20 protein-coding genes and 1 pseudogene are annotated in these 21096 nt (G+C 65.3%); 14 read left to right on the forward strand and 7 right to left on the reverse strand.

Translation table 11 applies throughout. From position 1 onward, the window contains the following. Positions 1 to 36 precede the first annotated feature (36 nt). The 3 genes from AC5P5V_RS08755 to AC5P5V_RS08765 are packed head-to-tail and all read left to right on the forward strand — an operon-like array spanning position 37 to position 2803. Positions 37 to 1176, forward strand: coding sequence for an SPFH domain-containing protein (locus AC5P5V_RS08755; protein ID WP_134967804.1), 1140 nt, complete (start codon positions 37 to 39; stop codon positions 1174 to 1176). 20 nt (positions 1177 to 1196) lie between these two features. Beyond that, entirely contained in the window at positions 1197 to 2549 is a 1353-nt protein-coding gene (locus AC5P5V_RS08760) for a TFIIB-type zinc ribbon-containing protein (RefSeq protein ID WP_134967805.1), read from the forward strand. Then, entirely contained in the window at positions 2546 to 2803 is a 258-nt protein-coding gene (locus AC5P5V_RS08765; RefSeq protein WP_061478325.1) for a hypothetical protein, read from the forward strand. The genes AC5P5V_RS08760 and AC5P5V_RS08765 overlap by 4 nt, the downstream gene beginning before the upstream one ends. Positions 2804 to 2896: 93 nt before the next feature. Here the strand turns inward: AC5P5V_RS08765 and AC5P5V_RS08770 are convergent, their stop codons facing one another. Beyond that, positions 2897 to 3793: a tyrosine-protein phosphatase gene (locus tag AC5P5V_RS08770; protein ID WP_134967806.1), complete on the reverse strand. Its 897-nt coding sequence runs from the start codon at positions 3791 to 3793 to the stop codon at positions 2897 to 2899. A 17-nt stretch (positions 3794 to 3810) separates the two neighbouring features. Further along, entirely contained in the window at positions 3811 to 6099 is a 2289-nt protein-coding gene (locus AC5P5V_RS08775) for a TonB-dependent receptor (RefSeq protein WP_181357845.1), read from the reverse strand. A gap of 123 nt (positions 6100 to 6222) precedes the next feature. Here AC5P5V_RS08775 and AC5P5V_RS08780 point away from each other — a divergent pair, with 123 nt between their 5' ends. The 6 genes from AC5P5V_RS08780 to AC5P5V_RS08805 all read left to right on the forward strand — a co-directional run bounded on the left by AC5P5V_RS08780 (position 6223) and on the right by AC5P5V_RS08805 (position 12142). Next, positions 6223 to 6864 carry a TetR/AcrR family transcriptional regulator gene (locus tag AC5P5V_RS08780; protein ID WP_134967808.1) on the forward strand — a complete coding sequence of 214 codons (642 nt, stop codon included), beginning with the start codon at positions 6223 to 6225 and terminating at the stop codon, positions 6862 to 6864. A gap of 329 nt (positions 6865 to 7193) precedes the next feature. Next, entirely contained in the window at positions 7194 to 8297 is a 1104-nt protein-coding gene (locus AC5P5V_RS08785; RefSeq protein WP_134967809.1) for a hypothetical protein, read from the forward strand. A gap of 144 nt (positions 8298 to 8441) precedes the next feature. Beyond that, positions 8442 to 9401: a cation diffusion facilitator family transporter gene (locus AC5P5V_RS08790; RefSeq protein WP_134967810.1), complete on the forward strand. Its 960-nt coding sequence runs from the start codon at positions 8442 to 8444 to the stop codon at positions 9399 to 9401. 72 nt (positions 9402 to 9473) lie between these two features. Continuing rightward, positions 9474 to 10109, forward strand: a complete 636-nt coding sequence (locus AC5P5V_RS08795; protein WP_235643207.1) for a DNA-3-methyladenine glycosylase — start codon at positions 9474 to 9476, stop codon at positions 10107 to 10109. Further along, positions 10109 to 10303 carry a hypothetical protein gene (locus AC5P5V_RS08800; RefSeq protein WP_134967812.1) on the forward strand — a complete coding sequence of 65 codons (195 nt, stop codon included), beginning with the start codon at positions 10109 to 10111 and terminating at the stop codon, positions 10301 to 10303. The genes AC5P5V_RS08795 and AC5P5V_RS08800 overlap by 1 nt, the downstream gene beginning before the upstream one ends. Positions 10304 to 10423: 120 nt before the next feature. Then, on the forward strand, positions 10424 to 12142 hold the full coding sequence (locus AC5P5V_RS08805; RefSeq protein WP_231352125.1) for a sensor domain-containing diguanylate cyclase: 1719 nt from the start codon (positions 10424 to 10426) through the stop codon (positions 12140 to 12142). Here the strand turns inward: AC5P5V_RS08805 and AC5P5V_RS08810 are convergent, their stop codons facing one another. Beyond that, positions 12143 to 12934 carry an exodeoxyribonuclease III gene (locus AC5P5V_RS08810; RefSeq protein WP_134967813.1) on the reverse strand — a complete coding sequence of 264 codons (792 nt, stop codon included), beginning with the start codon at positions 12932 to 12934 and terminating at the stop codon, positions 12143 to 12145. Between the two features lie 166 nt (positions 12935 to 13100). Here AC5P5V_RS08810 and AC5P5V_RS08815 point away from each other — a divergent pair. Next, a pseudogene (locus AC5P5V_RS08815) lies at positions 13101 to 13823 on the forward strand (alpha-amylase family glycosyl hydrolase); the annotation flags it as partial. Positions 13824 to 13888: 65 nt separating this feature from the next. Here the strand turns inward: AC5P5V_RS08815 and AC5P5V_RS08820 are convergent. Then, positions 13889 to 14362 carry an LLM class flavin-dependent oxidoreductase gene (locus AC5P5V_RS08820; protein WP_331275682.1) on the reverse strand — a complete coding sequence of 158 codons (474 nt, stop codon included), beginning with the start codon at positions 14360 to 14362 and terminating at the stop codon, positions 13889 to 13891. Between the two features lie 259 nt (positions 14363 to 14621). Between AC5P5V_RS08820 and AC5P5V_RS08825 the strand changes: the two genes are divergently transcribed. The 3 genes from AC5P5V_RS08825 to AC5P5V_RS08835 all read left to right on the forward strand — a co-directional run bounded on the left by AC5P5V_RS08825 (position 14622) and on the right by AC5P5V_RS08835 (position 16572). Continuing rightward, complete coding sequence (locus tag AC5P5V_RS08825; protein ID WP_134967814.1) at positions 14622 to 15005, forward strand: sensory rhodopsin transducer; 384 nt, start codon at positions 14622 to 14624, stop codon at positions 15003 to 15005. A 100-nt stretch (positions 15006 to 15105) separates the two neighbouring features. After that, entirely contained in the window at positions 15106 to 15972 is an 867-nt protein-coding gene (locus AC5P5V_RS08830) for a glucose 1-dehydrogenase (RefSeq protein WP_019659796.1), read from the forward strand. A gap of 6 nt (positions 15973 to 15978) precedes the next feature. Continuing rightward, positions 15979 to 16572 (forward strand): mechanosensitive ion channel domain-containing protein, encoded by a 594-nt coding sequence (locus AC5P5V_RS08835; RefSeq protein ID WP_134967815.1) that lies wholly within the window; start codon positions 15979 to 15981, stop codon positions 16570 to 16572. 117 nt (positions 16573 to 16689) lie between these two features. On the opposite strand, the gene AC5P5V_RS08840 is transcribed toward AC5P5V_RS08835, so the two are convergent. The 3 genes from AC5P5V_RS08840 to AC5P5V_RS08850 are packed head-to-tail and all read right to left on the reverse strand — an operon-like array spanning position 16690 to position 18553. Next, entirely contained in the window at positions 16690 to 16812 is a 123-nt protein-coding gene (locus AC5P5V_RS08840) for a hypothetical protein (RefSeq protein ID WP_260619799.1), read from the reverse strand. Between the two features lie 13 nt (positions 16813 to 16825). Continuing rightward, the gene (locus AC5P5V_RS08845; protein ID WP_231352126.1) at positions 16826 to 17938 is read right to left on the reverse strand and encodes a DNA glycosylase AlkZ-like family protein; all 1113 of its coding nucleotides are present in this window, start codon (positions 17936 to 17938) and stop codon (positions 16826 to 16828) included. 12 nt (positions 17939 to 17950) lie between these two features. Continuing rightward, positions 17951 to 18553 (reverse strand): TetR/AcrR family transcriptional regulator, encoded by a 603-nt coding sequence (locus AC5P5V_RS08850; RefSeq protein WP_134967816.1) that lies wholly within the window; start codon positions 18551 to 18553, stop codon positions 17951 to 17953. 238 nt (positions 18554 to 18791) lie between these two features. On the opposite strand from AC5P5V_RS08850, the gene AC5P5V_RS08855 reads away from it, so the two are divergent. Then, complete coding sequence (locus AC5P5V_RS08855) at positions 18792 to 20987, forward strand: TonB-dependent receptor (RefSeq protein ID WP_134967817.1); 2196 nt, start codon at positions 18792 to 18794, stop codon at positions 20985 to 20987. Positions 20988 to 21096 lie beyond the last annotated feature (109 nt).

Here is a 21096-nt window from a genome sequence, read left to right on the forward strand (position 1 = left end):
GCATGGTGCCTGCCCTCGAATCACAGGGAGTTGGACATGGGTCTGGTACAGGCGGTGAAGGGTGCGGTCGGTGGTGTGCTGGCCGACCAGTGGAAGGATTTCTACACCGTGCCCACGGGCCTGCCCTCGACGGCGGCCCTGTTCGCGGCGGTGCCGCGCGGCACCAACGCCGGCCGCGGCTCCAACACCAGCGGCTCGTCCAACATCATCAGCAACGGCTCGAAGATCATCGTGCCGGAGGGCTACGGCCTGCTGCTGTTCCAGGACGGCGCGATCACCGCGTTCGTCGCCGAACCGGGCGGCTACGAGTGGCGTTCGGACGACCTGAACTCGCAATCGATCTTCGCCGGTGACGGCCTGGTCAGCACCTTCATCAAGCAGAGCTGGGAACGCTTCAAGTTCGGCGGCCAGCCCGGTTCGCAGCAGGCGGCTTATTTCGTCTCGCTGAAGGAGCTGCCGGACAACCGCTTCGGGACCCAGTCGGAAATCTACTGGGACGACGGCTTCCTCAATACCCAGGTGGGTGCAGTCACGCGTGGCTCGTACACGCTGAAGATCGTCGACCCGATCCTGTTCGTGAAGAACTTCGTGCCGGCCAGTTACCTGCAGCCGGGCCAGGTGTTCGACTTCACCGACCTGGACAACGCCGCCGCCAGCCAGCTGTTCAATGAAGTGGTCGGTTCGCTGGCGCCGGCTTTCAGCCTGTACACGAACGATCCGGGCAAGGGCAATCGCATCACCAGGCTGCAGCAGGACTCGCTGGGCTTTGCACAGAGCCTGTCGGCCGCCGTCGAGCAGGGCTACCAGTGGAAGTCCGAACGCGGCCTGGCCATCGTCAAGACCGCTATTGTCTCGATCGAGTACGACGCCAATACCCGCGAACTGCTGAAGACCGTGCAGCGCGCAGATGCACTGTCTGGCTCGCGCGGCAATTCCAACCTGCAGGCCAGCGTTGCCCAGGGCATCCAGTCCGCCGGCGAGAACGGCGGTGCGGCTGGCCTGGTCGGTGTCGGCATGGCCTCAGGCATGTTCGGTGTCGGCGGCATGCAGCAGCCGGTCACGCCGGCTGCCGACGATCCGGTGGCCAAGCTGAAGAAGGCCAAGGAAATGCTGGACCTGGGCCTGATCACCCAGGGCGACTATGACGCCCTGAAAGCCAAGGCGCTGGGCCTGTAACAGCAGGACGCACAACCCACATGTCCGATCCCAGAAACGGCCCACCGCCGCTGCCCGGATCCGCGCCCGCGACGCCGCCGCCCTTGCCGGCGGCGTCGTTGGATGGGCCCGGTTCGCCGCAGGACGTCCCTCCCCTGCCCGGCAGCTTCCCGCTGGACACCTCGAAACTGCCACAGGCCATCCGCGATGATGTGGAAGCGCCCGATCCTGTGGCCATTGATACCTCGGCCAGCGAGCTGAAGGACGGCCTCAACCGCTGCCCGAAGTGCGGCGCCACCGACATCCGGCCCAAGGCCGGCACCGATATCCTCGTCTGCCTGTACTGCCGTCACGAATGGCATGGCGCGCGGGTCGAGGAGGAATTCGGGCTGGGCGAGGCCATCGACCAGCTGCGTGGCACGGTCATCGCCTCCGGTGCACGCAACATCGATGCCGACACCTCGGCGTTGATGACGTTCAAGTGCACGGGCTGCGGCGCCGAAGTCACGGTCAACACCGAAAGCACGATGACGGCGCGCTGCCACTGGTGCCGCCATGTATTCGGCGTCAACGAACAGATCAGCAATGGTGCGGTGCCCGACGCGGTGCTGCCCTTCCACATCAAGAAGGACGATGCGGTCGCGCGCATCCGCCAGTTCGTCGACAAGCGCCGCATGTTCGCGCTGAAGGCGTTCAAGGAGCAGTTCACCCCGGAAAACGTGGTGGGCGTGTTCCTGCCCTACATGATTGTGGACAGCAACGTCAGCGCGGCCGTGGCCGGCAAGGGCGAGATCCAGACCCGGCAATACACGGTGGGCAGCGAGAAGAACAAGCGCACCCTGTACGATGCCGATGTCTACCAGGTGGAGCGCCAGATCGATTTCACCGTTGATGACCTGCCTCTGGAATCCTCGGCCGAGCGCGGCAATCTGGATACCCGCGCCAACACCAACAACATCATCAACACCATCCTGCCGTTCGATACCAAGAACGCGGTGAAATGGAACGCCTCATACCTGGCTGGCTTCACCTCGGAGAAGCGCAACCTCGACGTGGAGAAGCTGCGGCCGCGGCTGGAAGACCAGCTGCTGTCGATCGCCCGCGCGCAGGTGGAAGGGTCGATGAGGCGCTACAACCGTGGCGTGCGTTGGGAACAGGAACAGCTGGAGGTGCATGGAACGCGCTGGGTGTCGATGTACCTGCCGGTGTGGTTGTACTCGTATCACCAGCCCGGAAAGAACGGCGGCATGTTGCACTACATCGCGGTGAACGGCCGTACCGGCGAAACCATGGGCAGTGTGCCCGTGCAGCAATGGAAGATGCTGCTGGCGGCCCTGGCCACCGGCACCGTCATTGAAGCCCTCGCAATTGCCTTCCTGGTGGCATCGACATGAGCGACGACAGTGGCCTCTGGCTGTTGGCGGCAGGTCCGGCCGGCGCAACCGCGCTGTACTGGGCGCTGTACCGCTATTACCGCAACACCGACAAATCGCACTCCTTCGAGCACGAGACCGAGATCGAGGCCAAGCCGGTCACCGGCTCGGACCAGCAGGTCGGCCGGGTCACCGGCACCGAGGAAAAGCGCATCCGCGGTGACAATGTGTATGAGTACCGGAAACGGGTGGCAAGGGTGAAGCCGGATCAGTAGCGCCAGGCCATGCCAGGCTGCGGGTCATGCCGGCCGATGGCCGGCATCCCTTCGGTATCTGCACGTCAACCGGCCAACAGCCGGCACGACCTATCAGCCGGCCTGACCCAGCCGCACCTTCAACTGCTGGATCTCCTGCTCGCTGACCCCGATCGACTTCAGGTACCCTTCCGCACCACCGTACTGACTGTGCAGCGCCGCCAGGAACTGCTCCATGTTGTCCGGCGCAGTACCGGCCATGCCCGCCAACTTGCGGCCGATCTCCGGGTTCTGCTTTGCCAGCGCCATGATCTGCGCGCTCATCGCGCTATCCTTCGGCTGCCCTTCCAGGTAATGCGCGGAGATCGCGTAGTTGTGCACGATCTCGGCCTTCGGCACGCCGGCCAGGTCCAGCAGCAGGCCGGCGATGATGCCGGTGCGGTCCTTGCCGGCCGTGCAATGGAACAGCACCGCACCGTCCTGCTGCGCGGCAATGCGCTGGAACACCTGCTTGAACTGCGGCTGGCTGTGGCCCAGCCACTGCACATAGGCTTCGCCCAGCGAATCGGGGAAGCTGGTCATCATCTTCTGCAGGTCCATCTTCTCGGTGCCCATCAGGGAGATTCGCTGATAATCGAAACGATCATCGCGGGCCAGCAGGTCCGGCGACTGTGCCTCCTCATCGGTGGTGCGCAGATCGATGTCCAGCTTCACACCGGCGGCGACCAGGGCATCACGGTCGGCTTCGGTCAGGCGGCCGAGATCGGCGGTGCGCACGAATGCATCGGCCGGAATCGGACCGTGGCGGCCTTGCAGGCCGGCGAAGGTACGTACATTCCAGGCACCCTGCAGCGGAATCACCCGTTGTGCATCGGCAGCGACCGGCTTCACATTGGCGGCGGCGGAGGCCTTCGCGGCGACGGCGTGTGGCGCATCAGCGGCAACAGCCGTCGCGGCCAGCGGCAGGCTCAGCATCAGGGCCAGGGCGAGTTCGGTATGGCGGGTCTTCATGGGGTTCTCCGTTCGAATCAGAAGTTGACGGCCACATCCAGGCCGAAGGTGCGCGGGTCGTTGAAGATGCCGCTCTGGCCCAGTGCCGCGCTGTTGATCTTGTAGAACAGGTGCTGCTCGTCCAGCAGGTTGCGTGCCCACAGCGAGAACGACATCGTGGTGCCGGTGCTGTTGACCGGAACGTCCACCAGCGCCACCCGTGCGTTCACCACAAACGAGCTGTCGGTCAGCATCTGGTCGTACTCGCTGGTGTAGTAGCCGTCGGACCAGTTGCCGTCCACATGGAACTTCAGTGCCGAGAAGTTGGCGAATGGCACCAGATAGTCGACCGACAGGCTGCCCGCATTCTTCGGTGCCAGCAGCGGCTGCACGGTCACCTGCACGCCAGCGCCGAACGGGTCCGTCGCGGTCTGCGCTTCGATCTTCGTGTAGGCGTAGTTGAGGCCGAGGGTGAGGTTGTCCACCGGCATCACGTTGAATTCCAGCTCCGCACCCCGGGACTTGCCATCGCTCAGTGCGTTGGTGGTGACCATGGTGGTGCGTGTTTCACCGCTGTTCGGGTCGAACGGCAGCGAGAAGTCCATCTGCTTGTGCGCGATGGTCGAATCGAACACGGCCAGGTTCAGGCGTGCACGGTTGTCCCAGAACTGCGATTTGAAGCCGAGCTCATAGGCCGTCACTTCCTCCGGACCGAAGGCCGCGTAATTGGTCGAACGTGAGTTGGCGCCGCCCGCCTTGAAGCCGGTGCTGTACCTGGCATAGACCATCGCGTGCTCACCCAGGTCGTAGGCGATGTTGACCATCGGGTCGAAGCGGCTCCAGCGGTCCTTGAACGCAAGGTTGGTGGCGGCACCGTTGACGATGTACAGGTTGCCCTTCTTGTCATCACGGGTGTAGCGACCGCCGGCGGTCAAGTGCAGGCGCTGCAGTGCTTCCGGTGTCCACGTGGCCTGGCCGAACACGCCCAGGCTGTCGGTCCACGCCTTGCTGGCACGGTCGATACGCACCCGGGAAAGATCCAGCGGATTGGTCGCCGGGTTCACCGTGTAGCTGTTGCCACCCGGCCCCCACACCAGCATGTTCGGGGTCTGTGCATTGTCGCCAGCGGTCTCGTGGTAGTAGAACGCACCGCCAAGGAACTGCACCTGCGAGGTGTTACCGATCAGCTGCAATTCCTGGCTGTACTGGTGCTGGTAGACCTGCGCCAGGCTGTAACGACCGAACGGCGTCCCTGCGCCACCGTAAGCAGAAATCGCATCGACCAGGCCCATGTCGAACTGGCCCTGGGTGAGTTCGCGGTAGGAACTGATCGACTTCAGTTCAAGGGTGTCATTCAACACCCACGACAGGTTCAACAGATGGCCACTGGTGCGGCCGATGTTGTCTTCCAGCGGTCCACCGAGGATGGCACTGTCGCGGCGGTCCAGGCTGGCACCGGCCTTCTGCAGTGGGCTGAGGTAGGCGCCTGGCACCAGCACCTGGGTGTGATACGGCGTGGTGGCATCGTAGGAGCGGTCGAAGGCGTACAGCAGCGAAAAGTCATCGCTCGGCTGCCACAGCGCGCTCAGGCGTGCGCCGCGCTTGTCGTAGCTGTTGAAGTCGCGCTCGCCGCGCATGGGATTTTCGGTGGTGCCGCCGCGCTTGGCCTGTACGGCGTCGATCTTGAAGCTGACATCGCCCACCTTGGGCAGGTCCAGGTGCAGCGCACTGTTGTACCCACTGAAGTTGGACACCCCGGCGCTGACGCTGCCGCCAAACTCGCCGGTCGGCGCCTTGGTCACGATGCTCACCGCGCCGCCTTCGGTATTGCGGCCGAACAGCGTCCCCTGCGGGCCCTTCAGCACTTCGATGCGCTCCACGTCGTAGAGCATGCTGCCCAGGCCCTGCGCGCGGCCCATGAACACGCCATCGACGTAGATGCCGACGCCGGCATCACGCGCAGGCTGGTTGGCGTCGCCGGAGGCGCCGATGCCACGGATGCCGATGTTGAGCGCCGAACTGCGGGTAGCGAATGGCGTGACCCGCAGCGACGGAATGGAGCCATCGGAAAGTCTGCCCAGCGAAATCGCGCTGCGGTCCTTCAGCGCTTCGGCATCGACTACCGATACCGAGATCGGGGTTTCCTGCAGGTTGGTGGCGCGTTTCTGGGCGGTCACCATTATCTGGTCGAGGGCGACCACGGTACGTGCGGCATCGGCGGACGCGCTGGCGTCGGCGCTGGGGCTGTCTTCGGCATGGGCCAGCGCCGGCAGGGCGGCGGCGATGGCGAGGGTGAGCAGCGGGCGGTGCAGCATGGCGTGGCGCATCGGACTCATTCGCGGAAGGAGAAGTCCGGCGCAGCCTGGGAGGCGGGAATTACAAATGAATGACCGTTCATTCACACCTTTTGTGACGTACTATCCCGCCTCTGGACGCCCTGACCTCACGCAATGACGCCGAAAACCGCCGTAACCACCTCCGAAGATCCTGCTGCCGCCCATGCCGAGGCACAGCGACGGCGCATTCTGGACGCCGCCCAGAAGTGCTTCATCACTCGTGGATTTCACGCCGGGTCCATCGGCGATATCGCCGCCGAGGCCGAGATCAGCCAAGGCTTGATGTACCGCTATTTCGCCAACAAGCGCGCCCTGATCCTGGCGCTGATCGAGCGCCAACTGCGTCACGACCAGGCCTCGATCAGCGAGATGCCGGCGGCCTCGGACCTAGTCGATGGCCTGCTCGCGTGCTACCAGCAATGGGCACGCGGCGAGGTGCTGCCGATCCACGGCAATGCCATCGCCAGCGTTGCGCTGTACGCGGAAATCAATGCCGAAGCCCATCGCGATCCGGAGCTGGCCGGTGTGCTGCGTACCCATGACAAGCAGACCAGTGCGGCCATCCAGGCCTGGCTGCGCCAGCGCGACCTCAATCTGGGCCAGCGCGTTGACGAGGAAGGCATCGCCAGACGCACCCTGTTGCTGCGGTTGCTGGTGGAGGGCCTGGCCATGCGCGCCGTGCGCGATCCCGACCTGCCACCGGAACGGGTACGCGCCCTGCTGGCCGATGCAATTGGGCGGGTGATGGCGGATTGAGCGGTAGTGCCGGCTGCTGGCCGCAACTCCAAGGGCAGAACTGCCCTGACTGACTCGCATCAATTCCAGGAAGTCATCATTGCCACGCCTGTAGCTTGCATTGGCGCAGTTACATCAGTGCCAGTGCAAATCAACATCCAAGCTGCGCTTGGTTCTGGCCGCAGCGAACGATGCGGCTGCCTGCAAAGATCGAACATTCAAGCAAAGCGCACTGCAGCCGATACTTCTTCTTGGAACTCCCCCATGGAAGAACCAGATTGTCTTTCTCACCGCCCTACCCCTACACGACCCCGCCACCGCCCCGCCCACTTTGGCCAGCGATTTCAAAGTTGCTTGTTGAAATCTACACGCACAAGTGGCTGTTCCTGCTGCTCGGCACCCTCGTAATGGTCGCGTTCTTCTGGCGTGTTCGCTATCTGCCTGCAATGACGCTGACCGACCTCGGGCTGGTTGCAATTGCTATTGTCGCATTCTCGGCATTGATGATAGTTCTGCTCGTTGTTTACGCGTTGCTACCCGTCGCTTTGTTGCGCGAGTGGCATGCGGCCGGGGCCATCACAGACAAGCTCAGCCCCAGGAATAGCAATGGACCTTGGGTTGCACCCACTGGACTCAGCTTGGTGCTGCTACTGGTGGGCGGCGTCATCGCTCTAATTTTCCTCTGGGCCGCGTTGTTCACTGAAACTGGCGAGCAAAATTTGTGGGCACTTCCGCTACTCCTGCTTCTTGGCGCGCTGCTTTCGTTCGCCCCTATCCTTCTAAAGCGCGATGCATCCACACCGGTCAGCCGCATCGCATGGTCATTGAGACTGGTTGCGTTCTCGACAGGGCTCTACCTCTTCTTCTTTCCTTTCTTGACCCTTGTAGTTTTCGGCACGCATTCAGCCGCAGAGAATCTAACAACCGCCGAACTGGTGTGTATCTATCTCGCGCTCCCTTTGCTCCACTTCCTCTTTCTGTCTCTTCGCGCTCTGCCCATGCAGCAGAGGCTTATCGCCGCATCCATTACAATCATCTATCTGCTCTCAATGGCAGGCACTATGTTCGAGGCACTTGATCGTGCTGCGGCGACGTTCCAACTGGGCCTGCGCCCGCATCAGAATGTCGTTGTATCAAGTGAAGGCTGCCGCATCGCCAAGGCCGCTTCGGTCATCGCTTCATGCAGCACGGTGCAAGGCTCAGGGAAGGAACTCTATGAGATTCACGACGTCTTCGTTCTCAATCGCCTTGGTAGCCACATGGTCATTGCAGAGTCCGGTTGGACGCCAAAGAAGCCATCTCGCTCTGTTCCGATCCCGGCCAGCGATGTGGTGACATGGTACGCAACGCCTCCCTCAGCGACACCTTTGGCCGAGTATGCGCCACGTTCTTCGACGCCCCCTCCCAAGATCGCGCCAAAGGAAAAACTGCCAAAGAAAATGCATGGCGGCTGAAGCCACGGTGTCGGATGCACTTGCTCGGGGAAACGTCGACGGTGGGCGCAGCCCTTCTCGCCCCGCCACGCGGAGGCCGTCGACGTGCTGAGCACGGCCAGGCGCGGAGGATGAGCCACTCCGACTGTCTCTACCCACACCCGAATGTCCGCCCCCACCGGTTCCCGTCTGGTCATCTACGCCGCCCTCGCGGGCAACCTGGCCATTGCCATCGCCAAGTTCATTGCTGCCGGCATCTCCGGCAGCTCGGCCATGCTCAGCGAGGGCGTGCATTCGCTGGTCGACACCCTCAACGAGGTGCTGCTGCTGTACGGGCTGCGCCGCGCCGGCAAGGCGCCGGACCCGGTACATCCGTTCGGCTATGGCCGCGAACTGTACTTCTGGAGCTTCATCGTCGCCCTGCTGGTGTTCGCTGCCGGCGCCGGCGTTTCGGCCTACGAAGGTATCCAGCACATCCGCCAGCCGGAGCCGGCCACCAACCACGCGTTGAGCTACAGCGTGCTGGGCATCTCCATCCTGTTCGAGGGGGCTTCCTGGTGGGTGGCGCTGCGTGAGTTCCGGCGCACCAAGGGCAGACTTGGCTACTTCGAAGCGTTCCGCCGCAGCAAGGATCCTTCCACCTTTACCGTGCTGCTGGAGGATAGCGCGGCCCTGCTGGGCCTGGGTTTCGCACTGATCGGGCTCGTGGCCGCCCAGGTCCTGGACATGCCGGTGCTTGATGGTGTGGCGTCGCTGTGCATCGCCGGCGTGCTTGCCGCCACCGCCTTTCTTCTCGCACGCGAAACCAAGGGACTGCTGGTGGGCGAGCCGGCCCATCCTGCGGTGGCCGAGCGGATCATGGCGGTGGCCGAAACCGATCCGGACCTGCGCCGTGCCAATGGCGTGACCACCATGCAGATGGGCCCGGAACAGGTCGTGGCCATGCTCAGCGCTGAGTTCGAGGATGACCGCCGGACCCCGCAGATCGAAGCCTGCATCACCCGCATCGAAACGGCGGTGAAGCGCGAGTATCCGGAACTGGTGGCACTGTTCATCAAGCCGCAGACGCCGGAGGTGTATGCCGCCCGGCGCGCTGCATTGGCCGCACCGCCTGCGCCGGAATGACGCGGCGTCTGCGCCCGTTTCACCTGATCGATGCCACAGTGCCACGGTCTTTCACCCGAGCCTGCCACCACCGTGCCGGATTGGTTGCCCGCCTCCCTGCAGATCCTGCCGCGCAGCTTCTACCGGCGTCCATCGACCGACGTTGCGCCGGAGCTGCTCAACAAACTGCTGGTGCGCGACGATGGTCGCGCTGGCCGCATCGTCGAAGTTGAAGCCTATGCCGGCAGCGACGATCCCGCCGCGCACTCCTATCGCGGGCCAACGCCGCGCACGGCCAGCATGTTCGGTGAGGCCGGCCACCTCTATGTCTACTTCACGTACGGCATGCACTGGGGCAGCAACGTGGTCTGCGGCGAAGCAGGCGAAGGCGTGGCGGTGCTGCTGCGGGCCATCGAGCCGTTGCTGGGCCTGGAGCGTATGCGCGAACTGCGCCCCGCCGCGCGCCGCGACCACGATCTGGCCAGTGGCCCCGGCAAGCTCTCGCAGGCCTTCGGGTTGGACCGCAGCTTCGACGGCGCCGATCTGGTGACCGGCAGCCATGGCATCGTGATCGCCAGCGATGGCACCCCGCCTCCGTCCGACCCGGAAGTTGGTCCACGCATCGGAATCACCCGAGCCGTCGATTTCCCCTGGCGATGGCACGTCCGTGACCACCGTCACGTATCGGTGCGGCGACGCCGCATCTCCGCCCCCGTAAGGAGACGTTGATGACACCTCTCGACAAGCCGTTGCGACGCGAACTGGAGATCAATGGCCAGCCCTACACCCTGACTGTGGACCCTGAAGGCCTGAAGCTGGCGGAGAAGGGGCGACGCAAGGGCATTGCGTTGCGCTGGCAGGATCTGGTGTCCGGGGACGCGGCGCTGGCAACCGCATTGCAGGCGTCGCTGCGCGAGCACTGAACCGGCGCACCCAGCTCACGTCGGCATCACCCAGCCATGGCGATACATAACGCCGCACCTACTACGTTAGTCCCAGACAGCCGCCGCAACCGCCCTCGCCACCCAGCCCTGAAAAGCGCCATGGACGAAGCCGAACGACTGCTCGAAATCGAACGACTGCACCTGTTGGATACGCCGCCGGAGCCGGTGTTCGATGCCATCGTCGCCTCCGCCCGCGCCGCAACCGGCATGACCATGGGCCTGATCAGCGTGGTAGCCGAAGACCGCCAGTGGTTCAAGGCCAACATCGGCCTTGAGGGCGTCCGCGAAACGGCCCGCGAAATTTCCTTCTGCACCCATGCCATACGCCAGGACGAGCTGTTCGAGATACCCGATGCGCGCCAGGACCCACGTTTCTCCACCAATCCCCTGGTGACGGGTGGGCCGCGCATCCGCCACTACGCTGGCATCCCTCTGGGCTCGGCGCACGGCGCACGTATCGGCACGCTGTGCCTGCTCGACCCGATGCCCGGTGTGCTGTCCCCCTCCCAGCGCGAACTGATGGTGCATCTGGCGCGGGTCACCACCCAGGTGCTGGAACAGCGCAGCACCCTGATGGCGCAGGTGGGCCAGGCCAAGGCGCTGCACCGCGAGCTGAAACGCAGCGAGGACTTCCTGGAGCGTACCAACCGTGCCGCACGGGTAGGCGGCTGGGAGATGGACCTGCTGACCAACGAGGTGCGCTGGACACGGGAAACCAAGCAGTTGCATGGCGTACGCAGCAACTTCGAGCCTACGTTGGAGACCGCACTCTCGTTCTATCGCGAAGACAGCCGCAATATCATCCAGGCTGCGGTAAAGCGCTGTATCGACGAAGGCGCTTCCTGGGAAGTACAGCTACCGATGACCACCGCCGACGGTCGTGCGATCTGGACCCGGGTCGTTGGCAGCCGGCAACAGGTCGACGGCCATCCGCGCCTGGTCGGGGCGATCCAGGACATCACGGACGAACGAGCCGCGCTGGACGCGCTGGAAGCGAGCGAAACCCGCTACCGGCGGTTGTTCCACTACAGCCTGGGCCTGATCTGCACCCACACGCTGGACGGCACATTGACCTCGGTGAATCCCGCGGCGGTGCAGTCGCTGGGCTTCGAGGAAAGCCAGATGATCGGGCGCAGCCTGTGTGACCTGATGCCGCCGGAAAAACGCGAGTGCTTCAAGGCCTACCTCGCTCGGATCCGGGCAAATCACACCGACGCTGGCGTGATCGAGCTGATTGCCGCCGATGGTACGCGTCACTACTGGGCGTACCACAACGTGCTCGACAACGAAGCCAGCCCGCCCTACGTGCTGGGGCATGCACAGGACGTCACCGCGCTGAGGATGCAGGAGCAGCAGCTGCGCGAGATGTCCTTCAAGGATCCGCTCACCCAGTGCTACAACCGGCGTTACCTGCACCGGCTGGATGAACTGATTGACGAGCGCTGGGCCTGCGTGATGTTCGACCTGGACCACTTCAAGCACATCAACGACACCCAAGGCCACCGGCGTGGCGACGCCGTCCTGGTCGAGTTCGCCACGTTCCTGCGCTCACCGCTGGGCAAGGATGAGACAGTGGTGCGACTGGGCGGCGACGAATTCATGGTGGTACTGGTCGCGCCTGCGGACGGCCGGTTGAGCGAACTGGAGCATTGGTACCAGGACCACGCCGCGCTCTCGCCCAGCGCGTTCTCGATGGGCGCGGCCATCAACACGCCCGGCGAGCCGGTGGCCGACACCATCCAGAAAGCGGACAGCCGCCTGTATCGCACCCGCGCACGGGTACGCCGCGAGCGACGCGAGGACCCCGCCGCGCGTTGATCACGCGCTTACCGTCACCCAGGCCGGCGCGTGGTCGCTGGCCTTTGCCTGCAGGCGTACCCAGCGGTCGACGCCAGCGTCCTTCAGTCGCTCCGCCAGTACGGGGTTCAACAGCAGATGATCGATGCGCAACCCACGGTCGCGCTCGGCATGCTGGCGGAAATAATCCCAGAAGGTATAGATCGTGGCGTCGCCGTGCACCTCCCGCACCGCATCGGTCCAGCCCTGCGCCAGCAGTCGTTCAAAGGCTTCGCGCACTTCAGGCTGGAACAGCGCATCGCGGCGCCAGGCCTTCGGGTCATAGACATCGGCGTCCGTGGGAATCACGTTGAAATCACCCAGCAGCAGCGCCGGATGCGGCAGCTCGACCAGGCTGCGCGCATGCCGGATCAGGCGCTCCATCCAGCGCAGCTTATAGTCGAACCTGGGCCCGGGCTGCGGGTTGCCGTTGGGCAGGTAGAGGGCACCCACGATGACCCCGTGCGCCGCCGCCTCCAGGTAGCGGCTCTGGGTGTCCTTGGGCTCGCCCGGCAATCGGCGGCGGCTCTCGACCGGCGTGGTCCCTCGTGCCAGCAGCGCCACGCCGTTCCAACGCGCCTCGCCCTGCCAGAGCGCGCCGTATCCCGCCTCTTCCAATACTGAAGCTGGAAACGCGGCGTCGGTCGCCTTCAGTTCCTGCAGGGCAACCACATCCGGCGATTCCCTGTGCAGCCAGTCCAACAGCTGCGGCAAGCGTGTGCCGATGCCGTTGACGTTGAACGTGGCAATGCGAAGCGTTTTACGTCGGGCCATGCAGGAAGACTCCTCGGCGCCGGGAATGAGCATTCACTGTGCGCGCCCGCGCATGCAGAGTCCGTGGATGCCATGTCATGACAGGGTGCCATCCGTTTCACGAACCGCTGCCACGGGCGACAGCAGGCTGGTCACCCGTGGCCAGTGACGGAGAAGCCCCAAGGCGGTGCGCCCGCTGCGCGCGATCTACCAGGTCGACCCCTACCTGTTCCGCGACAGCAATGGGCGCGGCTGGGGCACCCTGGATGGCATCACCGAAAAGCTGGACTACCTGCAGTGGCTCGGTGTCAGCCACCTGTGGCTGCTGCCGTTCTATTGCAATGCCGGCCGTGACGGTGGCTACGATGTCACCGATCACTACCGCATCGATCCACGCCTGGGTGACGAGGCGGCGTTCCAGCGCCTGGTCGATGCTGCCGACGCACGCGGTATCGGCATCATCGTCGAGCTGGTCATGCAGCACTCTGCCAGCGCCCACCCATGGTTCGTCGCCGCGCAGCGGGGCGACCCGGCATGGCGCCGCTGGTACCTGTGGAGCGACCACGTGCCCGACGACGGCCTGCAGCCCATGTTCCCGCCGAACGAGGCGTCTGCCTGGACTTGGGACGCCGAGGCAGGCGCGTTCAACCGGCACATGTTCTACCGGCACGAGCCAGACCTGGAGCTGGCCCATGCGCCAGTACGCGACGAACTGCTGCGGGTGATGACGTTCTGGATGCAGCGCGGCGTGGCCGGCTTCCGCGTGGATGCGGTCCCGTACATGGTCGAGCGCGCCCGCCACGCGGACCCGCGCGACGACGGGTTGTGGCTGCTGGAGGAAATGCGCGCCACGGCAGACGCACAGCAGCCAGGGCTACCGTTGATCGGCGAAGCGGATGTCCGCGCGTCCCGCTACGGTGACTTCCTGTGCCAGGGGCGGCGGCTTTCGCACCTGCTCGACTTCCATCTGAACAATCATTTCTTCCTGGCCCTGGCGCGCGGCGACGCCAGTGAAGTGGCCCGGGTCATGGCCGAATACGGACCGCAGGCGCCGCCGCACACGCGCCGCAACTGCGCCAGTGGCTGGCTGATGGTGATCAGGCCATCGGCCCAGCCCCCCATCCAGCGTGCGGTTTCCTCAGTGACGGCCGCCCCCAGTAGCGGCAGGGGAAGTGCCGGCCGGCTGTACAGTCGCGCCTGGCGCACCTGGAAGCCACCGTCGTGGTCGACCCGCTCGCCGCCCCACAGCCGCCGCATCACCTCGGCAGCATCGCGCAGCGCCTTCTGCCGCTCGCGCTTGGCTGGCCACGGCTGGCCGGTGATGCGCTCGTTCAGGGCCTCGCCGGTACCCAGCGCCAGCCAGATCCGGCCCGGCGCCAGCTGCTCCAGCGTCGCCGCTGCCTGTGCCACCAAGGCCGGGTGCTGGCGCAGCATCGGGCACGTCACCATGCCCAGGGTCAACGCGCTCTGCACCGCCAGCGCGCCGGCCCACACCCAGCTGTGGCCGGACTGCCTTGCGCAGCCGTCCACGGGTGGAAATGGTCGGAGCACATCAGGGCCTCGAATCCCGCCTGTTCGGCGCGCAGCGCCAGGCCCAGCAAGGTGGTGGGCGGGAACTGCTCATGCGATGCGTGGTAGCCGATGGTCATCACGGATTCCGTGCGGGGACTGGACACGATGGCAACACCCCTCCAGCTAAAACGGCGTCATGGAAACGAACGCTTCCTGCATCGGGCATCGACGCTGGGCTATCGCCGAAGGCTACATTCCGGCCTGGAGCAACGGCCCGTCACCGGAGATGCAGAGTCACGAAACATGCTGCGTCCTCAATGCCGGCAACGAGGACGCACATGTCACCCTGACCCTCTACTTCGAGGACCGCGATCCGGTGGGCCCCTACCGGATCACGGTGCCGGCGCGGCGCACCTGCCATCTGCGCTTCAACGATCTGCAGCATCCGGCACCTGTGCCGCGCGGCACGGGCTTCGCCACCCTCGTCGAATCCGACCAGCCGATCATCGTGCAGCACACGCGGCTGGATTCAAGGCAACCGGCCAACAGCATCATGACCACCATCGCGCATCCAGTGTGAAGCCGCGCGCGCAGGCGTCCACGCTGCAACGACACCGCGCCCTCCAGCCGTTTACCCGCTTGCAGGGAGACTGGCGCCGGTTTCCTTTCGGAGAGTGACGATGGCCCTGCCCGACTACCCACGCCCGCCCTTCCCGGCCCAGCAGCAATCCTTCCCCGGCAAGACTGCGCAGATGCAGCCCCGGCCGGACCACGGCGAGGACAGTTATCGCGGGCATGGCCTGCTGCAGGGCAAGAAGGCACTGATCACCGGCGGTGACAGCGGTATCGGCGCGGCGGTGGCGATCGCTTTCGCGCGCGAAGGCGCCGACGTTGCCATCGCATTCCTCGATGGCGAGCAGGACGACGCCCGCCATGTGCAGCAGCAGATCGAACAGGCCGGGCGCAAGGCCGTGCTGGTGCCCTGTGACATCAGCGACCCGGCGCAGGCGCGATCGCTCGTAGACCGCGTGGCCAGCGAACTGGACGGTCTCGACATCCTGGTCAACAACGCGGCCTACCAGCGCTACTACGAGCACTTCGATGACATCACCCTGGATGACTGGAAGCGGACGTTCGATACCAACGTGCATGCCGTGTTCAATCTGACCCGGCTGTGCGTGCCACACCTGCGCGGTGGTGGTGCGATCATCAACACGGCGTCGGTCAATTCCAAGCGACCGACGCCGAACATCCTTCCCTATTCTGCAACCAAAGGTGCCGTCGCCAACCTGACGCTGGGGCTGGCCGGCCTGCTCGCCGAGCATCAGATCCGCGTCAATGCCGTGCTGCCCGGCCCGATCTGGACGCCGTTCATTCCCGCAGGCATGGCCGCCGAAGAGGTCGAACAGTTCGGCGCACAGACGCCGTTCGGCCGCCCCGGACAGCCGGCCGAGCTGGCCTCGGCCTATGTGATGCTGGCTTCGGACAGCGCCAGCTACACCTCCGGTGCGCTGCTGACCATCTCCGGCGGCGCGGCAACACTGTGACCCCTCATGACCGGACTGCCCGCCTGGATCGAGGACTGGCTGACCGTCGTTGTGCCGGTGGCCGAGGTGCTGGCCATCCTCGGCGTCGCATGGGTGATGGTGCATGCCCTGGCGTGGCTGCTGGTGCAGGCGCGGCAGCGCGGCAGGCTGGCACCAGAGCTTCATGTGGGCCTGCGCCGCGGCGGTGCCTTGCTGCTGTATCTGGCGGCCGCGCTGCTGATACTGGAGCGACTGGGCGTGTCGCGCTCGGTGCTGTGGACCGCGCTGACCGGGTTCATGGCGGTCGGTGCGGTGGCGTTCTTCGCCGCGTGGAGCGTGTTGTCCAACCTGTTCTGTTCGTTCCTGATCGTCGCCACGCGCCCGTTCCGCATCAATGACACCATCGAAGTGCTGGAAAGCGTGGACAAGCCGGGCTTGTGCGGTCAGGTGGTTGATATCAACCTGATCTACACCACGCTGAGTGATCGTGGCGACGGCGCGCCCGGTTGCCTGCTGCGCGTGCCGAACTCGCTGTTCTTCCAGCGCATCACCCGGCACTGGGGTGACGGCGGCTATTCCCAGCTGCCAGGAAGCGTGCCGATCAAAGGCAAGGTGCGCTGAGTAGCTGTAGAGCCGAGCCCATGCTCGGCTTGCTGCGCGCAGCGCTCGGTACAGCGCGACCTGAACGGAGTGCAGCCGAGCGCGGGCTCGGCTCTACAGGTGCCATAGCGGGCGGCCCTATTCCGCCGCCAGTGCCTGGATAGGGTCCAGCTGTGCAGCACTGCGTGCCGGGAAGCAGCCGAAGCCCAACCCGATCACAGACGAACACACCAACGCGGCCAGCACCAGATAGGTACCCATGCGCCGCTTGGCGCTACAGGAACTCCGCCATGCGCTGCAGCTCGTCGTCCAGCGCGCCACCAAACACCTTGTCGCGGGCCAGCGACTTGCCGGCATAACCCACGCTCGACACCAACTCACTGTCGCGCACGCTCAGGTTGGCCCAGCCCACTACCTGGTCGTGCCACAGCACCGGCAGTGCGTAGTAGCCGTACTGGCGTTTCGGCGCAGGCGTGTACGCTTCGAACTTGTAGACCCAATTCCACAACAGCTCGAAACGGCGGCGGTCCCATACCACCGGGTCGAACGGCGCCAGCAGGCGCACCTGCTCGTCTGGCGCGTGCCTGCGCGAGCGTGGATTCTCGTCTGCCGGCCAGTACCAGGTGGTGCCCTCCAGCGTGCAGCTGGCCAGCTGCTGCTTGGCCAGCGCCAATGCCTTGCGGGTCTGCTCGGCCAGATGCGGTGCACCATAGCCCAGCAGGCGCACCAGATAGGTCAGGCTGGCCGACGGCAACGGCGCGTACTTGCGCACCACCAGATCAATCAGGGCAGCGGGGCGTTCGATCTGTGCCTGCTCGCTGGCATCCGGTTCGGCGTGCTCGGCCACTGCATAGATGCGCGTGCCACTATCACGCCGCTGCACCCGCAGCAGGCCACGGTAGTGCATGCCGTCCAGCAGATGCGTGCTGGCGTTGCTGGTGCCGCCCCAGTAGTTGGTCACCCGCCCATGCGCAAACGCCTGGTCGACCTCGCGCGGATGCACGCTGCCGCGCTCGCGCACGAACGCCAGCACCTCGGCCGCGCGGCGATGGGTCTCGGCGTCCCACTCGCGCTTGGACACGCGCGGGTGCATCAGCGCCAGATGCTCGCGCGGCAGGAAGCCGTAGTTCACCAGGCAGTCCTCTTCCACCGGCAAGCGCGCATAACGCCGTTCAAGATCACCCGCGCGATAGTCCTTCACCCGGTGCCGCAGGGTCAGATCCTGCGCGCGTGCCGGTGCCCGGATCGGGTCGGCCTGCACGAAGCCCAGCTTCCGGATCGCGGTCAGCAGCGTGGTCGGCTTGAACAGGGTGCGCGCCACCGCATAGCGGCGCAGATCTTCAAGGGTGGGCGTGGCTGGCATGGCCGCATTGTAGATCCACGCCATGCGTGGATGGCATCACGGTGATCCGTCCGCGTCCTCCGCATCCAACAACTGCAACGACCCGATCACCAGCGCCCGCATGCCCTGCTTGAACTCGGTGATCACCTGGCCTTCTTCATCGTCCGCAATCGCGTAGATGGTGTCGGCACCGGCCATGCAATAGAACGCGATCGTGGCCAGCAGCCGGCGTGCCTTGTCCATCGGCAGGCCGAACACTTCGGCCACATGCGCCTGGTGCGAGGCAATCTTTTCCAGCATCGGCGCGGTCGCCACCGTGCGCCGCAGCAGGTATGGCGGCAACCCGGGATGCGCCTTCACCACCTCGCACAACGATGCCACGAACACCATCAGATAGCCCTGCAGACCGCCCGCCGCATCGGCCGACGCGCGCGGGATCTGCCAGCGCCGGAACACTGCCTCCGCCACCAGCCGCTTCAACGCCTCCAAACTGGCCACGCGCTTGTATAGCGCGGCCTGGGTCACCGCCAGTTCGGCGGCCACGTTGGCCATGGTCAGGTTGGGCAGACCCAGGCGGATGCCGATGTCGGCCAGGCGCTCGGGGGTGATGGTCGGTGGACGGCCGCGAGGCGGCACCGTGGTTTCGCGTTGCGTGTTCATACCCTGCCGAGGGTGCCAGCAAAGGGACCCTCTTGTCCGCTTCGGTCTCTTTAGTTTAATTTACTCAACTAATTCGGAATGCGTCTGGTTCGCAATCATGGCGCAGTCCGGATCGAGCCCGTGGCTCACTTCCCGCCAGGTCCCCACCCAGCCGACAACCCCGCGCTGCGCCCTCCCCCGTGCTTGCCGATGGTCGCGCGCCAGGCGCGCTCGCCCTCGCGATTCACAGGACCCTGGCATGACCGTATCCCCCTTCTACTCTTCACAAAACCATGCTGCCGCCGTGTCCTGCAGCCAGCCACTTCCACACGGGCTGGCCCGGCGCTACCGCGCATCGGCGCTCGCGCTTGGCCTGATGGCATCGTGTGCCGCGCTGGCCGAAACCGCGCCGTCCACCCTGCCCTCGGTGCAGGTACAGGAACAGCGCCGCGTGACCGGCGACTATGCCGGCGGCCAGGTGGCCGCCGGTGGCCGTATCGGCCTGCTCGGCGACAAGGACTTCATGGATACGCCGTTCAGTACGGTCAGCTACACCGAGTCCTTCATCCGCGACCGCCAGGCCAAGGACCTGACCGACGTCATCGCCGCCACCGACCCCACGGTGTTCAGCAACGGCGTCACCGGTTCCTGGAGCGAGAACTACGCAATCCGCGGCTTCGCCTCCAGCACCAGCGACACCACCTTCAACGGGCTGAGTGGCATGGCGCCCTACTACCGCACCTCGCCGGAAATGTTCGAACGCATCGAGGTACTGAAGGGCCCCTCCGCGCTGCTCAACGGCATGCCGCCGGGTGGTTCGGTCGGCGGCAGCGTCAACCTGGTGCCCAAGCGCGCTGGCGAGCAGCCGCTGTTGCGGATCAGCGCCAACTTCGCCTCCGACGCGCAGTTCGGCACCCATGTGGACATGGGCCGTCGGCTCGGCGCGGACAAGCAGTTCGGCGTCCGCTTCAACGGCGCGTACCGTGATGGCGATGGCGCCGTGGGCAAGCAGCGCAAGAAGGTCCAGCTCGGTTCGCTGGCACTGGACTGGCGCGGCGAACGTGCGCGGCTGTCGGCCGATCTGTACAGCGCCGATGACCGTGTTGACGGCCCCGCACGTGGCGTCGGCCTGGCACCCGGCGTCGCCATTCCGCGGCCGCCGCGTGGCGATACGCTGATCAACCCGGACTGGGCCTACGTGGACAGCCAGGACAAGGGCGCGATGCTGCGCGGCGAACTGGACATCAACGATACCCTGATGGCCTACCTGGCCTACGGCACCAGCAGGACCGACTACCGCTACAACGGTTCGATCAGCGCGCAGATCCTCAACCCGGCCGGCGACTTCACCACGGTGATCGGCCAGCTCGCCTTCGATATCAGGAAGCAGTCCGGCGATGCCGGCCTGCGCGGTTCGTTCCGGACCGGCAGCGTCGGCCACCAGTGGGCTGCCAACGTGACCCACTACCAGCACACCCAGAACGACTACGGCCGCCGCAGCGTGCCAGGCTGGGACTGGACCACCAACCTGTACAACCCGGTTTGGGGCCCGGCCGCGCCGTTCGTGGCGCCACACATCTCGCATACCGAACTGCAGCTGGACAGCCTCGGCGTTGCCGATACCCTGTCCTTCGCCGATGAGCGCGTGCAGTTGACCCTGGGCGTGCGCCGCCAGCAGGTGGTCAGTGAGACCTTCAACGTCGCCACGGGTGCACGCACCTCGCGCTACGACGAGAGCGCCACCACCCCGGCAGCGGCGCTGCTGGTGAAGGCCACCGACACGATCTCCCTCTACACCAACTACATCGAGGGCCTCAGCCAGGGCGCCACCGCGCCGATGACCGCCGCCAATGCCGGCGATGTATTCGCGCCGTTCCGCACCAGGCAGAAGGAGCTGGGCCTGAAGCTGGACCTGGGCCGCTTCGCGCACACCTTCAGCCTGTATGAAATCAAGCGCCCCAGCAGCTACACCGACCCGGTCACGAATATCTTCTCGTTCGGCGGCGAACAGCGGAACCGGGGCGTAGAATGGGGCTTCTTCGGCACACCGATGGACGGCGTGCGCCTGCTCGGTGGCGTGGCCTATGTACAGCCGAAGCTGACCCGCACGGCTGGCGGCGTGAATGAAGGCCGCATGGCCACGGCAATTGCGCAGCGGCAGGCCAAGCTGGGCGTGGAGTGGGATGTGCCCGCGCTGGAAGGCCTGACTCTGACTGGTAATGCCACGGCGATGTCGAAGCAGTACATCAGTGCCGACAACCGCCTGTCGGTGCCGGGGCGCACGTTGTTCGACGTGGGCGCGCGCTACAGCACCACACTGGCCGGCAGGCCGCTGGCGCTGCGCGCCACGGTGAACAACGTGACCAACAAGGCGTATTGGGGCATGCCGTTGCTTTCCAGCCTGGCGCTGGGGGCACCGAGAACGGCTTTGTTCTCGGCAACCATGGATTTCTGAGAAGTTATCCACGCGTGGCGTGGATCTGCTGTGGAGCCGAGCATAGACTCGGCTCTCCAGCAGCAGCCGGGGTCAGATCCCCTTGCCTTGGCAAGGGGATCTGACTCCG

The organism is Stenotrophomonas sp. YJH_SMC_130, from assembly GCF_059369035.1.